Source organism: Natrinema caseinilyticum (genome assembly GCF_024227435.1).
Lineage (GTDB): Archaea > Halobacteriota > Halobacteria > Halobacteriales > Natrialbaceae > Natrinema > Natrinema caseinilyticum.
This window is the reverse complement of sequence record NZ_CP100445.1, coordinates 2,869,269-2,889,038: the sequence shown is the minus strand read 5'-3', so window position 1 is coordinate 2,889,038 and position 19,770 is coordinate 2,869,269. Positions and strand designations below refer to the sequence as shown.

Genomic DNA, 19,770 nt, shown 5'->3' with positions numbered 1-19,770 from the left:
TCTACCGTTCGGACACGATTACAGGGGATCGATGAGCCGATTCGCACTTCACATGTAGAAACACTGATCGCAATGATTTGTGTCTGAGCGCGCAAGCTCCAGTATGGTATTCCCCAAACTAGGGATCGTCACTAGTTTTATAGCCGTCGTATTGCTGTTCTGGTCACCACTCTTGACGATCACGCACCTCCGTCAGTTGTTTTGCTGGCCGACTCGATGGTTCGTCCTGAACTATCTCCTTATCGGAACCTGTCTACTCGTAATACAGTGTCTATCATATCTTTTGGTTATTCTTCTCGTCGCGAGAACCGGAATGATCACAGGGGGCGATGCAGTTCGTATCGTCGGTGGTATCGGTATCGCCAATCTGTTAGTCCTGGAGTCAGCGCGCTGGCTGCGCCGCGAATCCTGTCCGCTGGTGGCTATCGAACGTCCAAAGAGGGTGGGCTGAGTAGCCGGCTTGCTCTCGGAATCGGCGTCGTCTGGTATGCGGTCATCACGTCTCTCGGATTCGTTTTCATCGGTTTTGCGGTGATGTTTGCGAATCTCCCAACGTGACTGGTCTCACGTGGACGGTCGCCGAAGCCATCACATCGAGAAAAGTTCCCCGTGTCCGAAAGAGACGCGACTCGTATTCAGCCAGCATATTCGTTCAGCGGCAAAGAGCGATCAGTCGATTACGAACCGACCACCGCTGTACCGGCTACTCTGTCGCCGAGGCGTTTTCGCTGGCCAGAAACTGCTATCCCAACGATTCCGATAAGGTATAATGCCGGTAACCAATCGACGAAACGCATCGCGTTTCGGATCAGCGACGACGTGAACGTCAGGGACGACCCGTCCTCACTCGTCACACGGATATTCACGAGCGCCTTCCCGATCGTCTTCCCGAATCGCCACTCGAATACCGTGTGATAGCCCAGTGCCAGCACGAACCACAGACCCAGTGCCATAGACGCGGGCGCACCGCTCAATTCTGCGTTCAGTCCGGGAGACCCGGTTTCGAGCTGTCCAGTGAATGCAGCCGTAATGAAGATCGCAACGAACAGGAGCGCGATCCATACGAACGAATCGATTCCGATAGCGACACCTCGAATACCGATCCCACAGTATTGGGGATGGTCTGTCTCTTCCATGTTCACTCGATGCGTGGTCAGGTGGACATAAACAACCGAGAGCAGAGTCTCTCAGCTGGAAATGCCTCGAGAAGCGTGTTCGACAACGGAGCTACTACGCTCCGCGGCGGCAGTGAGCGTCTCGTAAGCGTCGTGCTGTCGTGAGTCCAGATCGACCTGTCCGTCCGACCTGTCGTCGACGAGCGGGCGTTCTCACGAGTAGAGCGTTCCACACGGAGGTCCGGATGGCGAAACGATTGTAGGGGTTCGGTGTCGATTACCAGTATGTCGGTTCTCAATAAATTCCTCTTCGCGGACCGCTTCGAGCGCTCACTCGACTTGCTCACCGCGGTCGTCATCGCCGTCGGGACGTTTATCGGGTATGCGACGGGCGTCTTCGCTGTCGACGGCGGTGTCGTTTTCCTTCCGGCGGACGCGACGCTCGTCGGTGTCGTCGCGGCAGTCAGCATCGGGTATCGACACGGGAGCCTCCTCGGTGCGTGGGTAACCCTGTTCGCGGCGTATTTCGCGTTCTTCGCCGAATGGGCATCCCTCAGTCTGTCGAGTCAGACGCTCGCCGGGAAACTCGCGTTCCTGTTCGACCCGGTCTCGCTCGGCCTCTCCTGGGTCGCCGCTATCGGTTTCGGAACGATCGCATTCGCTATCGGCATCCTCCTCTCGAGGGGTGTCGATCGACTGTCCGAGCGGAACTCGAAATAGCTGGCCGGCAATTCCAGCCCACGTGGCCATGCGGTCGGACGTGAGGTTCTTCGGTACGGCGAGTTCTCTTGACGGTCACCTACGACCCCGTCGTCGAATACGTGGCGCTCGCCTTCGTCGGAACCCCGATCGCCCAGTCGACATCGGTGTCGGCGGTCGCAATACGCGCGGCGCTGCTCGCGCTCACACCGGTCGGACTCGTCGTTGCGACCCGACAGGCCGCCACCCCCTGGTTTTCCGAGGGTTCGAGCCAGCGACAATCGCGACGAGTACGAACGTCGAACGGAGGGTTCAGTGCACCTCAGCCGTTCGAGTGGACCAGAGCGGGACACGCGATGGCGCGGACCAAGTATGAGAGATCGATCAGCGCCTACCGCGACGCGCGTGCGATTTTTCGCGACGCCGCCTCCCCTGACACCGCCTGTCGGTTCTCGTCCTCGACGGCGTCTGCATCGCTCGTGAGCGAGACCTCGACCTCCTCGAGGGCGAGACGGAACACCTTCCGGCGTTGCCCCCCGGGTGATGGAACGGTCGTCGTCTCGACCGCGCCGATCGCCTCGAGTCTGTTGAGCCGCCGATAGACCGTCGGGCGAGAGGCACCCGAACTCTCGGCGATTTCGCGGGCTGGGACCGGATCCTCGCTCAGCGCCGCGAGGATCTCGGTCGTGTACTCCGCGGCCAGTACCGCGAGAAGGTCGTCTCTATCGCTCGGTCGCTCCGTCCCGTTCGAGGAGCTCTCGGACGCTCTATCCGGTCGTGTCTCGGATTCGTCGTCGGACATCGGTTACGTCAACTGTCCCGCTGGACGGTCGTGTAGTATCCCGCTACTATACGGCATCCCGGCCGGCGCCGGCCTCTAGCTATGCGGAGACGGATCGCAGCCGCGTTCGCCGTCCGTTCGATCGGTCGCTTCGACCGTGACCCCGTCGCTTCCGAAGCTGAGCCGCACTCGGTCGACCGCGACGCGGTATCGCCGTCGGTGGTGGCCGTCCGCCCGCACGCTGATCGAACTCCGGACGAGTCCCGCAGACTCGAGGCTGTCCAGACGACGATACACGGTGGGGCGGGAACTGTCCAGGCGCTCGAACAACTCCCTGGCGGAGAGCGGGTGCTCGTCGAGTTCGTCCAACACGCCCTGTGCGTGGTCGTTGCTCAGGAGACTGAGCACCGCATCTGCATCGATCGTCGTTTCGTCTCTTTCGAACGAGATCCCTCGTCGACCGTTCGGTCGCTTCCCGCTGGGGCACGGCACTGATTTCGACATCGGTGACTGTTATTTGGACGGGACAGTGTCTGTACGTTAGCGCTACTATTCGCAATTCCGTTGCGCAGCCACTCTAGCTATCGGAAGACGCCACGTGTGCGACCACGTCCAATTCCTGCCGGGATATTAGTACGATGACACCCAATCGGCCGGTAGCATGGGGAACGTGATGCGAGTAAACGGGCCTCGAGTCCTGATGGTCGACGACGAGAAGAAGGTGGCCGACGCATACGCACTGCGCCTCGATGACGTCGCCGACGTGTCTGTCGCGTACGGCGGTGAGGAAGCGCTCGCGGTCGTCGACGACCGGCCGGTACCCGACGTCGTCTTGCTGGATCGGCACATGCCCGGGCTCTCGGGAGACGAGGTGCTCGATCGCATCCGAGAACGGGATCTCAGGACTCGAGTCGTGATGGTGACGGCGATCGACCCCGGACTAGGTATCGTCGACATGCCGTTCGACGACTACCTCTCGAAGCCGGTCGAGCGCGAGGATCTCCGTGCGGTCATTGATCAGCAGTGTCAGGTCCTCGCGTACGAACTCCTCGGCGAGTACTTTCGCCTGGAATCGACGAGGGTGGTCGTCGACGCCGAACTCCCCGCTGACGAGATAGAAAACGACGATCGGCTCGCCGAGATTGAAGCGCGTCGAGCTGCCATCGAGGAGCGGGTTCTGGGGCTCCTCCCCGAAGCCGAGGAACTGCTGACCGAGTTTTCGGGCATCGACCGCGGAGGATACTGACACAGACTTTCTAATCGTTTGTCACACTGGCCTCCGAGTCGGCCGCACCTGTCTCCGAGTCGACTGTTTCGACCGTCGAGGCGGTGTCGAAAAAGGCCTCGACGAGTTTCTTCTCCGCCCGCCGGAGGTGGTATAGCATCGTCGATCCGGCGATGTCGAGCGTCTCAGCCACCTCCTCCGAAGTACTACCGCGCGGGGACGCGAAGTAGTCCGACAGGTGGGCGGTCCGCAGCACGGTCCGCTGCCTGTCGGTCAACTGCTCGTCGAGGCCGTCTTGAAATGCCTCGACCGGCTCGGGCGTCCGGGACGTCTCCTCTCTGGCGACGAGGCGCGTCTCCTCGACCGCGGCATCGACGGCTTCGACCAGCCGCCGGACATCTCCGTCTGCCGGGACTTCGGCGACGAGCCGAGCCGAATCGGCACTGTATTCGCCGCCTCTGATCGTCGCACCCCACGCTGCGAGTGCGGCCACGGGCGTTTCGTCGACGACAGTCGCCTGGAGGAGCGGCTCCGTTTCCGACCGTATTCGTCGCACGTCGACGACGGTATCCCGATCCGCCAGTGACTCTTCGACGGCCCCGACCGGGCCGTCGGCGGTGAGATAGCAGACGACGGCCCCATCGCCGCGGGGAACCGCGCCGTCGAGCGACAGGCTGCGATCGCTGTCTCGCGCGGCGGCGACGAACGGGACCGTCTCGTCGCGGACCTCGAGCGTCACCTCGGTGATCGTGTCGGCAACCAGCAGGTCCTCCTGGCGCCCGGCCTTGATCGCGAACCCCGCGACGCTTCCCAGCGTTTCGAGGCCAATCCGCTCCTGTTCGCTGAACCCGTCTTCTTGCGAGGAGTACACCGTCACGACGCCGTAGACAGTCCCCTGATACGCGAGCGGGACCGCGAGACACGACTGGAGCCCGTTGCCGAACGCCGCTCGACGGACGCCGCGGGGGACGGTGTCATCCTCCGCGATCGCCTCGATGAGGTGCGTCTTGCCCGATCTGACGGCCGTCTGGCTGGGCAGCGTTCGCTCGTCCCCCAGATTCTCGTCGATCCGTTCGCGCAGGTCGGCCGCGTTGCCCGCCGCGGCGAGCACCCGAAGGCGCTTTTGGGGGAACTCCCGGTCGCCGACCCACGCGAACCTGTAGAGGTCGGTCCCACCCAGCCGCTCGCAGACCGTTCGGGCGACATCCGAGCGGTCCGAGGCGCCGATGACCTGCTGCATCACGGTCGCAACCAGCGAGTTGATCCGCTGGACCCGGTCGAGTTGCTGGGCTAACCGTTCGACGGTCTGCTCGGTATCCTTGCTCGGCGTGCAGTCCCGGACGTACACGAGCGCACCATCGTCGACGCGGACGTCGACCGCGAGCCACCGGTCGATCAGCGGGTAGTATTCCTCGAACGACGTGTGAGTTGGCGACGCGCCATCGAAAGCCTCTCGCAGCGTCCCGGCGGCCGACTTCGGGAATCCCTCCTCGATCGCCGACCCGCACAGCGCGGACGGGTCGGTCTCAAGCAGCGTTCCTGCGGTGTCGTTGACGTTGATAACGACACCTTCGTCCGTCGTTTCGATGACCCCAATTGGGGCCCGTCGTAATCGATCGTCCATCGTGTCTGAATCACCGCCGTTTTCCTCCGCATCGGCGTCGTCGGATCGTTCAGTCATCGTCCGCGATCGGTCGAAATCCGAACCTGGCGCCGCCACTCGAGCCCTCCGCGATCGAAACGCACCATTCGTGCGCGCGGGCGATTTGCTCGACGATCGTCAACCCGAGGCCGGTTCCGCTCCCGGTTTCGGTCGACGAATAGCCGGGCTCGAACACCCGCTCGCGCTCGTCAGGCGGGATCCCGACCCCGTCGTCAGCGACGAAGAACCCGCCGTCGACGCTCCCAACCCGGACACGGACCACGTCGGTGCGGTTCGAATTCGTTGCGTCCTGCCCGCCCGTCGAACCGTGTTCGACAGCGTTTCGGAACAGGTTCTCGAACAGCCGCTGCAACCGGTCGGGGTCGGCGTCGATCCTCGGAAGATTCTCCGCAACATCGAGTGACGCCGTCCCGGTGTCGACGATCGCCCAGGCGTCCGACGCCACGGCGCCGATCTCGACGTCCGCGGTCACGTCCAGGGCGCGCTCCCCCCGAGCCAGCGTGAGCGCATCCCGGATGATCCGCTCCATCCGATCGTGGGCGTCCTCGACCTGGTCGAAGTGGTCCGACTCGCCCGTCTCCTTGGCCGCCCGGAGGTGCGCCTTCGCGACGTCGAGCGGGTTCCGCAGGTCGTGAGTGATGACACTCGCGACGCGGTCGAGTTCGACGTTTCCGGTGCTCTTCGATGCCGGTTGGGTCACCAGGACGTACCCGTCCCAGTCGACTGCGTCGCCGCCGTCCGTTCCGTCATCGCTGTTGCCACGGTTCGATCTGCCGACGCTGCGAAGCCGAACTGGCCGTCGTTGGGGGTCGGCATCGTCGGCTGATCGGACTCCAATCTCGACGTCAATCGCGTTCCCATCGGCGAGCGCGGTGCAGGCGTCACCGACCGTCGCCTCGTCGACCGCGCCGTTTCGCACCAGCCACTCGTGGACGCTCGTTCCGTTCGACGCGGCGTCGAACGCCGCATCGAACGCATCGTTCGTCACCGATATCTTTGGAGTTCCGTCCACGAGGTCGTAGCCGAGGACTGGCTCCGGAATTGCGTCGATCGCGACGGCGTCGGGCTCATCCGTCCGAGCACCCCCCCGAGGCTCCGTCATGGAGATCACCGACTCCCTGCCTCTGGGGGTACACGATCAGGTGGGTCCATCCGACGAATCGCGTCGGGCGTTCGAACCGCCGCCCAGCGTAGTGCTGTCGAAGTCATGCGCTCATCGTTGTTGCTCTGTTCCCATAGACGCACACTCTAGTAATACCGAAATTCGATGTGAAACGTGTTTCGACTGACCGACACGAAGCCGCTCCGACGGCAGTCGAACCCGCCATCCGCGCCGCACTGCGCCATAGTCGCTGTTCTCGTCGATAGCGTTGGCACCCGAGAAAAGGTGTTTCTCGGCGCGATAAGCGGCGGCGGTCGTTTTTCCCACCGCCTCCGAAATCGCAGCTATGACGGCAATCATCGCCGACGGGCTGTCGAAGCGATATGCAACGGTCACGGCGCTGGATCGGGTGTCCCTCTCCGTCGAAGAGGGTGAGATTTTCGGGTTTCTCGGGCCGAACGGGGCCGGCAAGTCGACGTTTATCAACATCCTGCTGGACTTCGCGCGGCCGACCGACGGATCGGTCGAGCTGTTAGGTCACGACTGCCAATTAGCTGGCGTCACGGCACGCGAGCGCGTCGGCGTGCTTCCCGAGGGATACTCGGTATTCGACCGGCTCACCGGCCGCCAACACGTAGAGTACGCCGTTCGATCCAAGAACGCCGACGACGATCCGGTCGAGATCCTCGACCGTGTCGGCGTCCGGGAGGCAGCCGACCGTCCGGCCAGCGACTACTCCAAGGGGATGAAACAGCGCCTCGTACTCGGGATGTCGCTCGTCGGTGATCCCGACCTGTTGATCCTCGACGAACCGACGTCGGGTCTGGACCCGAACGGCGCCGCTGAAATCCGGTCGATCCTCCGTGAGGAGCGCGAGCGCGGCGCGACGATATTCTTCTCCAGTCACATCCTCGAACAGGTCGAGGCGATTTGCGACCGCGTCGCCATCCTCCAGGCTGGCGAACTCGTCGCCGTCGACTCGATCGACGGGCTCCGACAGTCGATCGGCGGCGGCACCAAGCTCCTGATCGACATCGACGAACTGGACGATTCGACGCCCGAGGCGATCCGCTTGATCGACGGCGTCGAGACGGCCACGGTCCGCGACGGATCGACGCTCGAGGTGACCTGCACGAACGATGCGAAGATGGACGTCGTGGTCGAACTCCAGCGCCTCGAGGCGGACGTGATGAATTTTCGGACCGAGGAGGCGTCACTCGAAGACATGTTCGTCGCGTACACGGGTGGCAAACGAGAATGAACTGGCAGAACATCGCGCGAACGGACGGCGCGCTTGCCGCGAAGCCGCGGTCGACTCGCCTGCTTCTCGGGCTCCCGTTCGCGGCGATTCTCGCGGCGGCGTACCTCTATCCGGTGCTCGGCACCGACCCGATCACGACCGCTCGCTTCGCCGGGTTCGTCGACGGCTGGCTCGCCACCGTCATTCCACTGGCCGGCACCGTGCTTGGATACGACGCGGTCGTAAGCGAGCGCGAATCCGGCGCGCTGTTGCTTTCGTTGTCGCTGCCCCACGGACGGGACGACATCGTCCTCGGAAAGGTCGTAAGCCGCGTCGGGCTGTTGAGCGGCGCCATCCTCGCCGCGATGGTCGTCGGCGCGGGACTCGTCGTGTATCCGTTTGGCCGACTCGACGCCGTGCGGTTCGTCGGTTTCGTCGCGACGACCGTCGCATTCGGGGCGATCTGGACCAATCTCGGAATCGCTGCGTCGCTTTCGACCGCGACCAAACAGCGCGCCTTCGTGCTCGCGTTCGGGCTGTCCATTCTGTTCGTACTGGCCTGGGACGGCCTTGCCGGCGCCCTCCGGTTCAGTCTAAACCGAGCCGGCGTCGTCGACGGCGCCCTGCCCGGTCCCGTCCAGTTCGTATTCGATCTCGAGCCCGGCGTCGTCTTCCAGCGGGTGACGGTGGGCTTTCTCGACCCGAGTACCGACGTCGACGGCCCCTGGTATCTCGGCGAGTGGGTCGCGCTCGCCGTTTTCGTTCTCTGGCTGGTCGTCCCCCTGGCCTTGGCCTACGGCCGCTTCGCCGGCAGTGATCTGTCATGAGCTGGCGAGACGTCGCGCACAAGGACATCTACGATGCCAGCCGATCCCGGACTATCTGGGTGCTGTTCGGACTCCTGTCGCTCCTGTTTGTCGGCTACGCGGCCGCGTACGCCTCCGTCGGCGACGGGACGTTCACAGGATTCGTCACCGGCGTCGTCGGGCTCGTCGACCGCGTCCTGCCGCTACTCGGAATTCTGCTCGGTTACCGGGCGATCTCCGACGACCGGAATGCCGGGAGTCTCTTGCTCTCCATGGCGTTCCCGCAGTCGCGAGGGGACCTGCTCGTTGGGAAGACGCTGGGTCGGACAGTCGTGTTGCTGGTTCCGACGCTCCTGGGGCTGTCGATTGCCGGGCTCTACGCGGCACTGCGGTACGGGATCGAGGGCGCAATCGCGTATCCGTGGTTCCTGTTCGCCACCGCCCTCTACGGCGGGTCGTTCGTCGCGGTCGCCGTCGCGCTCTCGGCGTCGACCACGAACGACCGCCGGATCACCTACGGTGCCGTTGGGGCGTACCTGCTAGTGGTGGTTCTCTGGCGCAGCCTTGTTTCGTTCGCCGTGGCGTTCCTCCACCGCTTCGACCCCAGCCTGGGAACGCCCGACTGGGCGCTGGTGCTCCAGTTAGTCGAACCCGGCGAAGCGTACGCCCGCCTCCTTGACGTGGGGTTCGACGTCGAACGAGCGAGTCGGTACGTGGGGGACGGAGCCCCGGCGTTCGTCGACTGGTGGGCCACCCTGGCGGTCCTGCTCGTCTGGATCGCGGTGTCACTAGCCGTCGGCCACCGTCGGTTCGGGGCCAGTGATCTGTGATCGAGTCGGTTCGCTCAACCGTTTCGGCGACAGCGGTGGCCACCGAAACGGCGATCAGACGCCGGGGCCCAGACCGCTGTGTTCATTACAGTCGGTTCTCAAGAACGCGGGACGAATAGAATTATGTCGCTCATCGAGACGTTCGCGGCAGTCGGTCTCGACGCGGGAGCCGTCGCGCTGCTGGCCTGGACGACCTGGCTCGGCGTCCGATCACGGGACCGGCCCAGTGCACTCCCATTCATCGCCATACTGGCCCTCCTGACGATCATGGGGTTTCTCTCGTTGCTGGCGGAACTCCCCGGCGCGTCGGCGGTTCCGGTACTGTCGACGGTGGTCGACTTCGGCCAGTTCGGCGTCGGCATCGTCCTCCCGGGAGTGTGGGTCGTGTACGCGCTCAGTTACACCGGCCGGGGAACCGGTCTGACGCGATTTCGGGTCGCCATGTTCCTGGGGATCGGGATGCCGATCGTCCTGAGCGCCATCGTCATCGCCGCCCGGCCCCCGACCTCCGTCATCGAACCGTTGGTGGCGTCGTTTCTCGGGACGGAGATCATGTTCCTGCTGGGGCTCTTTACGTACGGGACGTACCTCCTGATCGGACACGGCTGGAACCACGCCCGCATCTCCAAGGGGCAGATCGCGATCGTGATCTCGGCGGTCGCGGCGCCGTATGTCGCCGGTGCGATGGGGAATAGCGAATCCATCACGGACGGCGTGACCGTCGGCCTCCTCGCCTCCGGCGGGTTGTTCGCGGTCGCGGTACGGCGCTATCCAGTGATGACCGGCTTCCCCAAGGCCGATTACGTCGCTCGAACGCGCGTCGTCGAGGCGCTCCGGGAAGCGGTCGTCGTGCTCGACTGGGAGGGCCACGTACTCGACGCCAACGCGACGACCACGGAGCTGTTCGACCGGTCTCCGGCGTCCATGATCGGCGAACCGATCCACTCGGTCGTCGACGGACTCGAGGGAAGCGATCTCTCGGCGGGCGCAACGGGGACGGTCAGCCTCCAGACGACGAAGGGGCGACGACGGTTCCAGTTCAGCGTCTCGGCGGTCGACGACGCCGAAGCCGACGGCGAAAGAGGGGCCGACCCGGTCGCCAGAACCCTACTGTTACGGGACGTTACCGACCGCCAGACGCGCGAACAGCGGCTCTCGGTGCTCAACCGCGTCCTACGGCACAACGTTCGGAACGAATTGGACGTCGTCCTCGCGTACGCCGATCGGATCGAAGACGAGGATGTTCGAGACAGGATCCGCGATAGCGCGACCGACCTCGTCGAACTCAGCACCAAGGCCCGGGATGCCGAGGACGTGATGACGGCCAGTGCGGGCTCGCCGGAAGCGGTAGATCTCGCTGCCGTCGCCCAGGACGTCGTCGAGCAGTACCGAACTGAGGACCGTTCGTGCGATCTCTCACTGTCCCGCCCGGACGAACTGATCGTTTCGTCGCACCGGTCCGTCGTCCGTCAGGTGCTGTCGGAACTCGTCGACAACGCGATTGCGCACGCCGACGGGTCGCCCCGCGTCGAGGTCACTGTTAGCGCTGCCCCTGGTGGTGCCGCCGAACTTGTCGTTTCGGACGACGGGCCTGGAATTCCGGACCGGGAACAGGAGATTTTGGACGCCGGAACGGAGACACAACTCGAGCACGGGAGCGGCATCGGACTCTGGTTCGTTACCTGGGCCGTCACGCAACTCGGCGGTGACCTCTCCTTCCGCGAGAACGATCCGACCGGGAGCGTCGTGACAGTCCGTCTCTACGACGCCGAGTACGTCTCGTGACGCTTCTGAAAAAATTGGTATCGTCGGCCGGGTGTGCTTTCCCTACCAGTCCTCGGTCTGGGAACCTCGTTCCGTCCGGGCGTCGTTGATGATCGTGTACACGTGGACCGGGACGATAACGATGCCCAGCAGCAGGTAGTTCAACGTCAGTAGGTTGATCACTGCCAGCTTCGTTCGGCCGACGTAGTAGTACGCGACCGGCGATAGCACGAGCGCCAGCACGAGTGCGACGGGCGTGGACTTGTCAGCGATCGCCGGTTCCTGGCGTCCGTCGTCGTCAGCGGGTGACCTATTCGTCGCCATGGGTGTCAGAGGGGGTGATCGAGCTGCGCCGATAGAGCGCGTCTCCGAGCGCGGTCGTGGCCGCGACGATGCTCGCAATCCTCGTCTTGCTCACCTCCATGTCTGATCGATGGATCGGCTACCAAATAGGTCCCGAGGCAGGGTCTCTGCCACGGAAACACTCGCCCCGACGTCCCAGCATCGTGAGGTGACTTCGGTCGACGGCACGAGGGCGGCCCGGCCTATCGCCGTCGCGGAGACGACGGTGTTTCTCCCCGAGAGATTCGTTGTGGCCGTTTACTGTCATCTCGGCACGATTTGGCGTATGGGAAACGTGACTGCACAGACGCACCGTGCCGGCACCCGCTCGAGGCGGGCGTTCCTCGCCGCGAGCGGAACGGCCATACTGACGGTGACAGCGGGCTGTACAGCCGTCGTAGACTACGTGGGGAACCGACTGCTCGAACAGGTAAACGTGTTCAACGAAACCGATCGGCGAGTCGCCGGCACCATCTCTGTCGCCGGTCCCGCCGGTGAAAGCGTGCTCAACGGGGCGTTCGATCTCGCTCCGTCTACTGACGAAAACGGCGCTGACGGGTCGGACTCCGAGGACGACGAACGATCGGTCGCGACGTACGACGACGTATGGGACGAGGCAGGGTCGTACGAAGCGACCGTCGAACTGGACGACACCGAGATCGACGGGCGTTCGCACGCCAGCGATACGCTGACCATCGACGATCCCGACGTGCAGATCCTCGGCGTCGCGCTCGGCTTAGACGACGTCGAAGAACCGATCGAATTCCGCGTCGGCGAGAGCCTCTCGGACCTGGCCGGAACGTGAGACGCCGCCACATCGTCCCCGTCACCTCTCCGCGCCACCTGACTGTAGCGGCCACTCTCCCCCCGTTTCTGACAGAGAGATTGTAATTACTGGTTGATAATGGGACGATCGCAATCCCTCCCTGTACATGACGCACGAAAGACGAGACGACGATGCCTCAGCGGACTAACAACCGCGGCCGGCGCTTCCCTCGCTGGCTGTCTCGGCGACACCGCGGAAAACGACCACCACGACGCAGACGGGGGCAACGGCTCGAGCAGCAAATCGGATCCCGGGAAGGAAGAGCAGACCCGGTCCGACGACGTGTCAGAAACGCCCGAAGGGACGCTCCGACAGTACGTCGAGGCCAGCGCGGAGGGGGACGATCCGGCCGCGGTCGGCACCTACTTCCACCCCGTCCACCCCTTCCACCCGGACAATCTAGACGCCGAGAATGCCGAGGAACGGCTGTTGAAAGACGACCCGATATCCGTGATCGAGACCGAGATACGGGACCGGGACGTGACCCCCGAGACCGTCCTCTCGGTCCCGATCCTGCAGGCGACGAGCGTCGAACGGGACGCGATCGCCGATGCGATCGACGGCGAGCGGACGGCGCTCGTCGACGTGACGGTGACGGGCGAGAACGGGGAGACTACCGATTTCAACGCCGTGACCGTCACGGCCGATGGCGAGTGGACGATCCTCGCATGGGCGGTCAGAGCGGGCGACGAATCTACTGAACCGAGCGACAAGTCGAACGTGCCATCGTCGTTCGACGCGCGGGTCGTCGAGGACGTCACGTTCGACACCGAAGCCGATCTCGCTCGAGTCCACTTCGTAAACTCGCCGGTAGCCGACAGCGTGACCGCCACAGCGGAGAACGCGTACTCCTCGAGGTCGTCGAATACTCCGAAGCCGATCGACTACTTCGACCTCTCTCTCTCGATCCGGAAGGCGACGAGGTGCTCGTGACCGCGACGGTCGACGGCAAAACCCGACCCGTCCACCGCGAGCAGTACCCGCCGTCCGAGCGAGTCGTCGATGAGATCGCGTTCGACGAGCGACCCGACAACGCACTGGTCGACGCGATCGCCCGGGTCGAGTTCACGGGCCAGCAAACGGGCGATCGAGCCGCCGTCGCATCGACAGTCCAGGGCGACAAAACGTCGATTGGGCCAGCAGAGAGTGTGATGCATCTCACCGTCGGCATTGACCCAGGGGGCGACGAAGTTGTCGTGACGCTGACGGACGACGACGAGCGCGAGGAAATCCACCGCGATCGATATTATCCGTAGCGATGTCAGATTGGACTAGTTGACACCGTCCAGGTAGCGCGGTTTGAGATGTGAGCAGGTCAGAGAGTGGGTCTGAAATGATGCTCGTAGACCTGCTCAGCGAGGGCTACGCGGCGGAATTTGATGAGTCTTGGGAGCGTGAGCGGACGGCGAACACCCTCATCAAGCAATCTGGCACCGAGTACATCGGCTGGCTGACAGCGTTCTAGACCCGCGACGGATTCGCCGTCGCGGGCCACCATTGATCAGACAGCTGTTAAGATCAATGAAAACTGGACTTGGGTATAGGCTACAATAGACATCGATTCACGGTTGATTCTCGATGTCACAGTCTTCGGACAGAGAGGGACTGATCCAGCCGCTGCATTCGTTCGTAGATTGTCCGAGAAACACGATCGCTCCGAAACTGTGTTTCTCGTCGACGGCTACGGCTATCTGACTACCCTCGCTCGGTTCGGGTTGAGCGGTCAGTTCGACTACGTCGAGAAAAACCTGATCGAGAAGTGGTTTCACACCCTCAAAATGCGGGTCGGTCGCTTCCATAACTCGTGGGTCGGCAGTCGGACGAGCATCAGAGAGTAGCTTGAATAGTTTGTACATTACTATAACACACAACGACCACACCTGACATTTAATCGACAGACGCCAGCAGAGGTGCTAAACTAGGCAATGCCCGGTACACTACTTCTGAATTCCGTGCGGTTGTTAGTCCAGTCGACGGAGGCCAGACGGACCCAGGACGATCCGAATCGGCCCTCGAGAAAGTATGCGAACTCGGTGTCGTGACCGCCGGCCCGCGTGGCTTCCGTTACCCACTGAAAGCCTTGCCAGACGACGAGACGCGGAGTCTTGAACTCCTCGCTCGAGCAGACGCACCGCCCACGAATTACCGGCCGAGAGACGGCCGCCGCGCCTGGATCGACTCACCGGTTTCCAGCGAGACTGTCTTGAGGCCCACGCCCGGTCGAGCGTGAGGACCCCACCGATCCCGACGACCCGGACCACCGCGCGACCACCGACCGACTCACCGGTGCCGGACACGCTCCTCATCCAGCGCGCCGAACGCCTCGCCGTCCTCTGTCGAGGCAAGGTCGGCGAACAGCCGAGAGGGGCGACTGCTGCGGTTCGCGAAAACGCAGGAGGATTTCGAACGAACCACCCGGCGACTAATGCTACCCCCAGAACGTCGCGTTGCCAAGACAGTAGAGAAACGCCACCCACCCGATGAAGAGCCCCCCGATTATCACCAGGAAATCTGCCAGTTTCGTGCCGACGACGAAGTCGTATCCGATAGCGATCGTTAGCAGAACTAACGAAATGCCGATGAGAACGTGACAGATTCGTTCGGCTCGTGGCTCCATACGCTATCATATCCCAATCCGGGATAAATAGCCTATCTCAGGATCCGATGAATTCGACAGGCTGCGACGTGTCCGTCACACCGCCGCCGGCTCACAACCGCGCGATGCCCGTATCACAGACCACGCGAGATCGAAGCCCGTTCGCGTCCGAAAACCGATCGAATAACGCAGAGAGCCGGACGTCGTGGCTCGCGAGCACGCCGCCGTCCTCGAGATGCTCCAGTGCGGTCTCGTACTCGAAGCGCATGTGCGGGAGCCGGTGATCCGAATCGTGGAGGAACAGGTCGACGGGGCCGACGCGCTCGAGCAGGTCGGGGACCACCTCCCGCGCATCGCCCCGGTGGAGGTGCCAGTGCTCGCGACACCGGTCGGGGATCAGGTGACCGTACTCGAACGGGCCGGGCGGCCCGCCGGGGAGGTCCACAGAGTGAAGCGTTCCGCCGCCGTTTTCGACCATCGCGGCGAGGATGTGGGCGTCGAACGAGCCGAAGAGGACGCCGGTCTCGACGGCGGTCTCGATGCCCAGCGCGCGACAGACGACGTAGACGGTGACGCCGTCGCGCCAGTGGGTGGTGTCGGTGGCGACCCCGGCCTCGTGAATCTCGGCGACGCGATCGGCGTAGGTGTCGTGGAACCACTCGAGGGACTCGTACTCGCGTTCGTACTCCCGGAGTTCGGCGGCCGACGCCGGAAGAATCTCGGCGAGACGGTCGGCGCGTTCGCGGGTCTCGCGACCGTAGTCGAGGCGGCGGCGCTCGAGTCCCAGTCGGGCCTTCCGGAGCGCGTAGATCGCGTCGCGAACGGAGCCGAGTCGCGTCACCGGTACCCCAGCGCCTCGAGGCGCGAGCCGACGTCGTCGTTCGTCGTCGTCCGTTCGTCGCGGATCGCGTCGGGGAGGGCCGGATCGTAGGTGTCCCGGTTCCGTCCCTGCCTGACCACCCAGGGAACCCGCCGGAGCGCGGGGACCGGTGTCCCTGGCGGGTGCGACCAGACGCCGAACTCGCCGAGGCCGTTCCCGTGATCGCTGGTCATCGCGACGGTCCCGTCACAGTTCGCGAGCAGTCGGGAGACGTCGTCTAAGACCCACTCGAGGTTGTCCCGGTAGGCACCCCAGACCGCGTCGAACGAGAGGTCGCCGTCGCGAAGGCGCAACCAGGGGTCGTTCATGGAATCCCCGTCGTCGTCCGCTTCGGCCTCGGCCTCGGCGATGGCCTCCAGCGCCTCGCGTTCCTCGGGCGAGAGATCGGCGAGGTCGAGGTCGTCCTGGTGGCCGTCATCGTCGGTGAACTGCCCCCAGTGTTCGATGTCGGCCGAGCCGAAGAACCACTCCGCGCGCGATCGGAAGGGCGCGTGCGGTTGCATGTAGTGGACGATGATACGGTCGACGTCCAGTCGCTCGCGCTCGCGCCAGATTGCGATCGCGGCGTCGGTCAGCGACTCCGGCGGAATCGTCGAGATGTCGTCGTCGACCCAGTCGTCCCGCCAGGCCTCGTGAAAGACGGCGAAATCGTCGCTCGTCAACGGAAGGACGTCGTCGGAGGTGACGAGAAGGTGGTCACACGGTTGTGACGAAAACGGATTCCCGGTCACGTACGCGGTCCGTGACATCACCTCGTTGTACGCCGGACTGAAAGTCCGATCCATCCACTCGGCGGACTGCGAGCCGACCGACCAGAGGGAGCCGACCCGGTCGGGGTCGGGAAGCGCGTGGTGGCCCGCGGCCGCGACCTCGCGCATGAGATCGAGGCGGCAGCCGTCGAGTATACAACAGACGTCCCACTCGCGCTCCCAGATGGGCGTCGCTGGGAGAAATCGCGAAAGTGCGACCCCGAGACGGCCGGTCGCGATCTTTCCTGGTAACGTCGCAAAGTCCATCGGCGTCTGCTCCTATCTGATTTCTGGATGCGATTCTGTTAGAAGCTTTTGATCGTGCGACTATTTCGCAATCCCCGACGACGGACGACGCGTCCACGAGCCGTCCCTCCCACCCCGCGCCGTCTGACGAACGCCGTTGGGACTCGTCCGAAACTATGCCATACGGTAACAAGGCTTATTACACCGCTGTTCGTAGCGTTGTTCGAGGACCGACGAGACAGGTCCGTGTGACGAAATGAGCTCCTCACCACCGGAAACCGAAACGTACGAAGTCACGCTCTCCAGAGACGAACGATGGGTCGTCCACTACGTCGTGTCGAACCGCCTCGACGACGCGCTCGACGCAGACGAAACCCCGCCGGAGTGGATTCTCGAGGTACTCGAAACCGTCGAGACCGGCGGCGAGACGGACCGATTCACCGGCACCCAGGCCGACCGTCTCTACGACGCGGTGACCGCGTACGTCGACCGTGAGGAGACGCCGGACCGGGACGTCAGCGACGGATCGACCGTCCTCGACCGACTCGAGGACGTCCGCAACGCGCGAGCGTAGCTCGTCGGCCGTCTTTTCGCGCAATTAGTCGGCTATCCGAATCAACTACCCCGACCCGTCGTCACGGGCGCGTCGTCGCCCAGACGGCCGTGATCGCGAGTACGACGGCGGGCGCAAGCGGCAGGATCAACAGCGCGAAGCGATAGCCTTCCCCACCGGGTGGAACCAGAAAGATGGCGGCCGGAGCGACGAGAAACGCGAAAACGATGACGGCGACGAGCAACCAGCCGCGCCAGTCGAACCTGCGATCGGCCGCGTCGGGGTGGCGCGATCCGCTCCGCGGGTCGCGGTCGCCCGACGTCGCGACTCGCCCGTCGCCGTCCGCGTCGCCGTCGAACGCCGCAGGGTCGTGGACGTAGCCGCTGTCGTCGCTCGAACTCACGGTCGTCAGTTTCGGGCGCGCAGTGAAAGCCCTCACGATTCCGGGGCCGACCGGACTCGACCAGTCTCGAACGGCGCCGCTCGAGCGCGCCGACCCGCTACAGTTCGCTGTCGGGACGGACGACGACCTTGCCGAACCCTTCGCGATTCTCGATGATCTCGTGGGCGCGCCGGGATTCGCTCATCGGCAGTTCCTCGCGGATCGCCGGTTCGAAGGTGCCGTCCCAGACGAGGTCCATCACGTCGTCGACCTGGTCGGGCGTGGCCATGGTCGAGCCGATGATCTCGAGTTGGTTCCAGAAGATGCGCGGGATGTCAGTCTCCGGGTTGCCGCCGGCGGTGCCGCCGCAGGTGACGAGTCGGCCGCCCTTGGCGAGGCTCGCGAGCGAGTCCTGCCAGGTGGGCGCGCCGACGTGTTCGACGACGACGTCGACCCCGCGCCCGCCCGTCTCGGAGCGGACCCAGTCCGCGAAGTTCTCTTCCTCGTAGTTACAGACGTGATCCGCACCGTGCTCGCGGGCGTAGTCGAGTTTCTCCTCGGAACTGCCAGTCGCGTAGACCTCCGCACCCGCGTAATCCGCGATCTGGAGGGCCGCGTGACCGACCCCGCCGCTCGCACCGAGGACCAGGACCGACTCGCCGGCCTCGAGGTCCGCTCGTTCGATCAGCATCCGCCAGGCGGTCTGGAAGACCAGACAGCTCGAGCCGGCGACCGTCCAGTCGACGTCTTCCGGGACCGGAATCAGGTTGTCCTCGTCGATCGCGGCGTACTCGGCGTGGATACCCGGAACGTGCTCGCCGATGATGTGAAAGCGCGGATCGAGCGTCGGGTCGTCCATCCGCAGGTCGCCGACACCGGCCGAGAGCGCGACGCGGTCGCCTTCCTCGAACCGAGTGACGTCCTCGCCGACTTCCTCGACGATCCCCGCCCCGTCGCTTCCCGGGATGTGTGGCATCTCGAGGTTCAGCCCCGGCATCCCCCGTCGGGTCCAGATGTCGAGGTGGTTGAGCGCTGCTGCTTTGACGTCGACCAGTACGTCGCCCCGTCCGACCTCGGGATCGGGCACTTCGCCGTACTCGAGGACGTCCGTGTCGCCGTGTTCGGTAACTTTGACTGACTGCATGTACAGTGGGCAACGGAAACACGGTGCATAACACTTCGGCAATCCGTCCGCAGTGCCTCTTTTTCGGCCAGTGGTTTTATTCGCCGGCCCTCGAACAAAGCCTATGAGCGAATCGAGCGCGAACGATAGTCACGGGTCCGCAGCGCAGTCGCTCCGTGTCGCCGTCGTCACTATTTCGTCCGATCGGGGTCTCGAGGACGATCCGGCGGGAACGGCGCTCGTCGAGGGACTCGAGGGCGCGGGAATCGAGATCACGGTGCGAGAACACGTCAATTCGGATTACGACCAGGTCCAGTCGATCGTTTCGCGACTCATCGACCGCACGGACGTCGAGCTCGTCATCACCGCCGGTGGAACGAGCGTCGAACCCGACGACGACGCCCTCGAAGCCGTCGAGCCGCTGCTCGAAAAGGAGCTGACCGCCTTCGCCGAACTGGTCACTGCACTGGCGTACGACCGGATCGGGACGCGAGTCGTCACCGTCCGAACGCTCGCGGGCGTCGCCGAGGGAACACCCGTCTTTTGTCTCCCGGGCACCGCGGACACGGCCACCCTCGCGCTCGAGGAAATCATTCTCTCCGAGGCGGAGACGGTCGTCGAACTCGCCCGGGAGGACGACCCGGACACCGAAGGCGAACGCGGTGAAACCGGGGGCGACCGTGCCAGCGCAGGGACCGACGACGAGGCGGCCGACAGAGAGGCGTGACGCTCCGCTCGATTCCCTTCGTCGAGGCTGCGTTTGGATGGAAGCGGCCGCGTACACCTGGTTTCGGCCGGTCCCGAACTCGCTCACCGGGAGTGCGATACGACTCGAAGAGCGGTCCGCG

At 64.1% G+C, this 19,770-nt stretch carries 22 protein-coding genes and 1 pseudogene; 12 read left to right on the top strand and 11 right to left on the bottom strand.

Annotated features, from left to right (window positions below):
- Positions 1-677: 677 nt before the first annotated feature.
- Positions 678-1,136: an RDD family protein gene (locus NJT13_RS14080; RefSeq protein ID WP_254522277.1), complete on the bottom strand. Its 459-nt coding sequence runs from the start codon at positions 1,134-1,136 to the stop codon at positions 678-680.
- Positions 1,137-1,400: 264 nt separating this feature from the next.
- Between NJT13_RS14080 and NJT13_RS14075 the strand changes: the two genes are divergently transcribed.
- A complete protein-coding gene (locus tag NJT13_RS14075; protein WP_254522276.1) occupies positions 1,401-1,835 on the top strand; it encodes a hypothetical protein in 435 nt (144 codons plus the stop codon).
- Positions 1,836-2,205: 370 nt separating this feature from the next.
- Here the strand turns inward: NJT13_RS14075 and NJT13_RS14070 are convergent, their stop codons facing one another.
- Together NJT13_RS14070 and NJT13_RS14065 are read right to left on the bottom strand one after the other, a co-directional pair.
- Complete coding sequence (locus tag NJT13_RS14070; RefSeq protein ID WP_254522275.1) at positions 2,206-2,616, bottom strand: ArsR/SmtB family transcription factor; 411 nt, start codon at positions 2,614-2,616, stop codon at positions 2,206-2,208.
- A 75-nt stretch (positions 2,617-2,691) separates the two neighbouring features.
- Positions 2,692-3,099 (bottom strand): winged helix-turn-helix domain-containing protein, encoded by a 408-nt coding sequence (locus tag NJT13_RS14065; protein WP_254522274.1) that lies wholly within the window; start codon positions 3,097-3,099, stop codon positions 2,692-2,694.
- A 157-nt stretch (positions 3,100-3,256) separates the two neighbouring features.
- On the opposite strand from NJT13_RS14065, the gene NJT13_RS14060 reads away from it, so the two are divergent.
- Positions 3,257-3,841: a response regulator transcription factor gene (locus tag NJT13_RS14060; protein ID WP_425499759.1), complete on the top strand. Its 585-nt coding sequence runs from the start codon at positions 3,257-3,259 to the stop codon at positions 3,839-3,841.
- 10 nt (positions 3,842-3,851) lie between these two features.
- On the opposite strand, the gene NJT13_RS14055 is transcribed toward NJT13_RS14060, so the two are convergent.
- Both NJT13_RS14055 and NJT13_RS14050 read right to left on the bottom strand, forming a co-directional pair.
- Entirely contained in the window at positions 3,852-5,501 is a 1,650-nt protein-coding gene (locus NJT13_RS14055; protein WP_254522272.1) for a bacterio-opsin activator domain-containing protein, read from the bottom strand.
- The gene (locus tag NJT13_RS14050) at positions 5,494-6,585 is read right to left on the bottom strand and encodes a sensor histidine kinase (protein ID WP_254522271.1); all 1,092 of its coding nucleotides are present in this window, start codon (positions 6,583-6,585) and stop codon (positions 5,494-5,496) included. The genes NJT13_RS14055 and NJT13_RS14050 overlap by 8 nt, the downstream gene beginning before the upstream one ends.
- Before the next feature lie 346 nt (positions 6,586-6,931).
- Between NJT13_RS14050 and NJT13_RS14045 the strand changes: the two genes are divergently transcribed.
- From NJT13_RS14045 to NJT13_RS14030, 4 genes are all read left to right on the top strand, one after another.
- Positions 6,932-7,846, top strand: coding sequence for an ABC transporter ATP-binding protein (locus tag NJT13_RS14045; protein ID WP_254522270.1), 915 nt, complete (start codon positions 6,932-6,934; stop codon positions 7,844-7,846).
- On the top strand, positions 7,843-8,652 hold the full coding sequence (locus NJT13_RS14040) for an ABC transporter permease subunit (protein ID WP_254522269.1): 810 nt from the start codon (positions 7,843-7,845) through the stop codon (positions 8,650-8,652). Before NJT13_RS14045 ends, NJT13_RS14040 begins: the two co-directional genes overlap by 4 nt.
- Complete coding sequence (locus NJT13_RS14035) at positions 8,649-9,461, top strand: ABC transporter permease (protein WP_254522268.1); 813 nt, start codon at positions 8,649-8,651, stop codon at positions 9,459-9,461. The genes NJT13_RS14040 and NJT13_RS14035 overlap by 4 nt, the downstream gene beginning before the upstream one ends.
- 123 nt (positions 9,462-9,584) lie before the next feature.
- Positions 9,585-11,246, top strand: coding sequence for an ATP-binding protein (locus tag NJT13_RS14030; RefSeq protein WP_254522267.1), 1,662 nt, complete (start codon positions 9,585-9,587; stop codon positions 11,244-11,246).
- A 42-nt stretch (positions 11,247-11,288) separates the two neighbouring features.
- On the opposite strand, the gene NJT13_RS14025 is transcribed toward NJT13_RS14030, so the two are convergent.
- The gene (locus NJT13_RS14025; protein ID WP_254522266.1) at positions 11,289-11,549 is read right to left on the bottom strand and encodes a TM2 domain-containing protein; all 261 of its coding nucleotides are present in this window, start codon (positions 11,547-11,549) and stop codon (positions 11,289-11,291) included.
- A 304-nt stretch (positions 11,550-11,853) separates the two neighbouring features.
- Between NJT13_RS14025 and NJT13_RS14020 the strand changes: the two genes are divergently transcribed.
- From NJT13_RS14020 to NJT13_RS14005, 4 genes and pseudogenes are all read left to right on the top strand, one after another.
- On the top strand, positions 11,854-12,372 hold the full coding sequence (locus tag NJT13_RS14020) for a hypothetical protein (RefSeq protein ID WP_254522265.1): 519 nt from the start codon (positions 11,854-11,856) through the stop codon (positions 12,370-12,372).
- A gap of 99 nt (positions 12,373-12,471) precedes the next feature.
- Complete coding sequence (locus NJT13_RS14015) at positions 12,472-13,326, top strand: hypothetical protein (protein ID WP_254522264.1); 855 nt, start codon at positions 12,472-12,474, stop codon at positions 13,324-13,326.
- Entirely contained in the window at positions 13,323-13,649 is a 327-nt protein-coding gene (locus NJT13_RS14010) for a hypothetical protein (RefSeq protein WP_254522263.1), read from the top strand. The genes NJT13_RS14015 and NJT13_RS14010 overlap by 4 nt, the downstream gene beginning before the upstream one ends.
- A gap of 77 nt (positions 13,650-13,726) precedes the next feature.
- Positions 13,727-14,315, top strand: a pseudogene (locus tag NJT13_RS14005) (transposase domain-containing protein).
- 506 nt (positions 14,316-14,821) lie between these two features.
- Here the strand turns inward: NJT13_RS14005 and NJT13_RS14000 are convergent.
- From NJT13_RS14000 to NJT13_RS13990, 3 genes are all read right to left on the bottom strand, one after another.
- Positions 14,822-15,010 carry a hypothetical protein gene (locus NJT13_RS14000; protein WP_254522262.1) on the bottom strand — a complete coding sequence of 63 codons (189 nt, stop codon included), beginning with the start codon at positions 15,008-15,010 and terminating at the stop codon, positions 14,822-14,824.
- Positions 15,011-15,101: 91 nt separating this feature from the next.
- Positions 15,102-15,830, bottom strand: coding sequence for a class I SAM-dependent methyltransferase (locus tag NJT13_RS13995; protein WP_254522261.1), 729 nt, complete (start codon positions 15,828-15,830; stop codon positions 15,102-15,104).
- Complete coding sequence (locus NJT13_RS13990) at positions 15,827-16,885, bottom strand: hypothetical protein (protein ID WP_254522260.1); 1,059 nt, start codon at positions 16,883-16,885, stop codon at positions 15,827-15,829. The genes NJT13_RS13995 and NJT13_RS13990 overlap by 4 nt, the downstream gene beginning before the upstream one ends.
- 235 nt (positions 16,886-17,120) lie before the next feature.
- Here NJT13_RS13990 and NJT13_RS13985 point away from each other — a divergent pair, with 235 nt between their 5' ends.
- The gene (locus NJT13_RS13985) at positions 17,121-17,438 is read left to right on the top strand and encodes a DUF7853 family protein (RefSeq protein ID WP_254522259.1); all 318 of its coding nucleotides are present in this window, start codon (positions 17,121-17,123) and stop codon (positions 17,436-17,438) included.
- Positions 17,439-17,499: 61 nt separating this feature from the next.
- On the opposite strand, the gene NJT13_RS13980 is transcribed toward NJT13_RS13985, so the two are convergent.
- A complete protein-coding gene (locus NJT13_RS13980) occupies positions 17,500-17,820 on the bottom strand; it encodes a DUF7977 family protein (RefSeq protein WP_254522258.1) in 321 nt (106 codons plus the stop codon).
- 97 nt (positions 17,821-17,917) lie between these two features.
- Complete coding sequence (locus NJT13_RS13975) at positions 17,918-18,943, bottom strand: zinc-binding dehydrogenase (protein ID WP_254522257.1); 1,026 nt, start codon at positions 18,941-18,943, stop codon at positions 17,918-17,920.
- A gap of 103 nt (positions 18,944-19,046) precedes the next feature.
- Between NJT13_RS13975 and NJT13_RS13970 the strand changes: the two genes are divergently transcribed.
- Entirely contained in the window at positions 19,047-19,649 is a 603-nt protein-coding gene (locus NJT13_RS13970; protein WP_254522256.1) for a MogA/MoaB family molybdenum cofactor biosynthesis protein, read from the top strand.
- Positions 19,650-19,770: the final 121 nt, after the last annotated feature.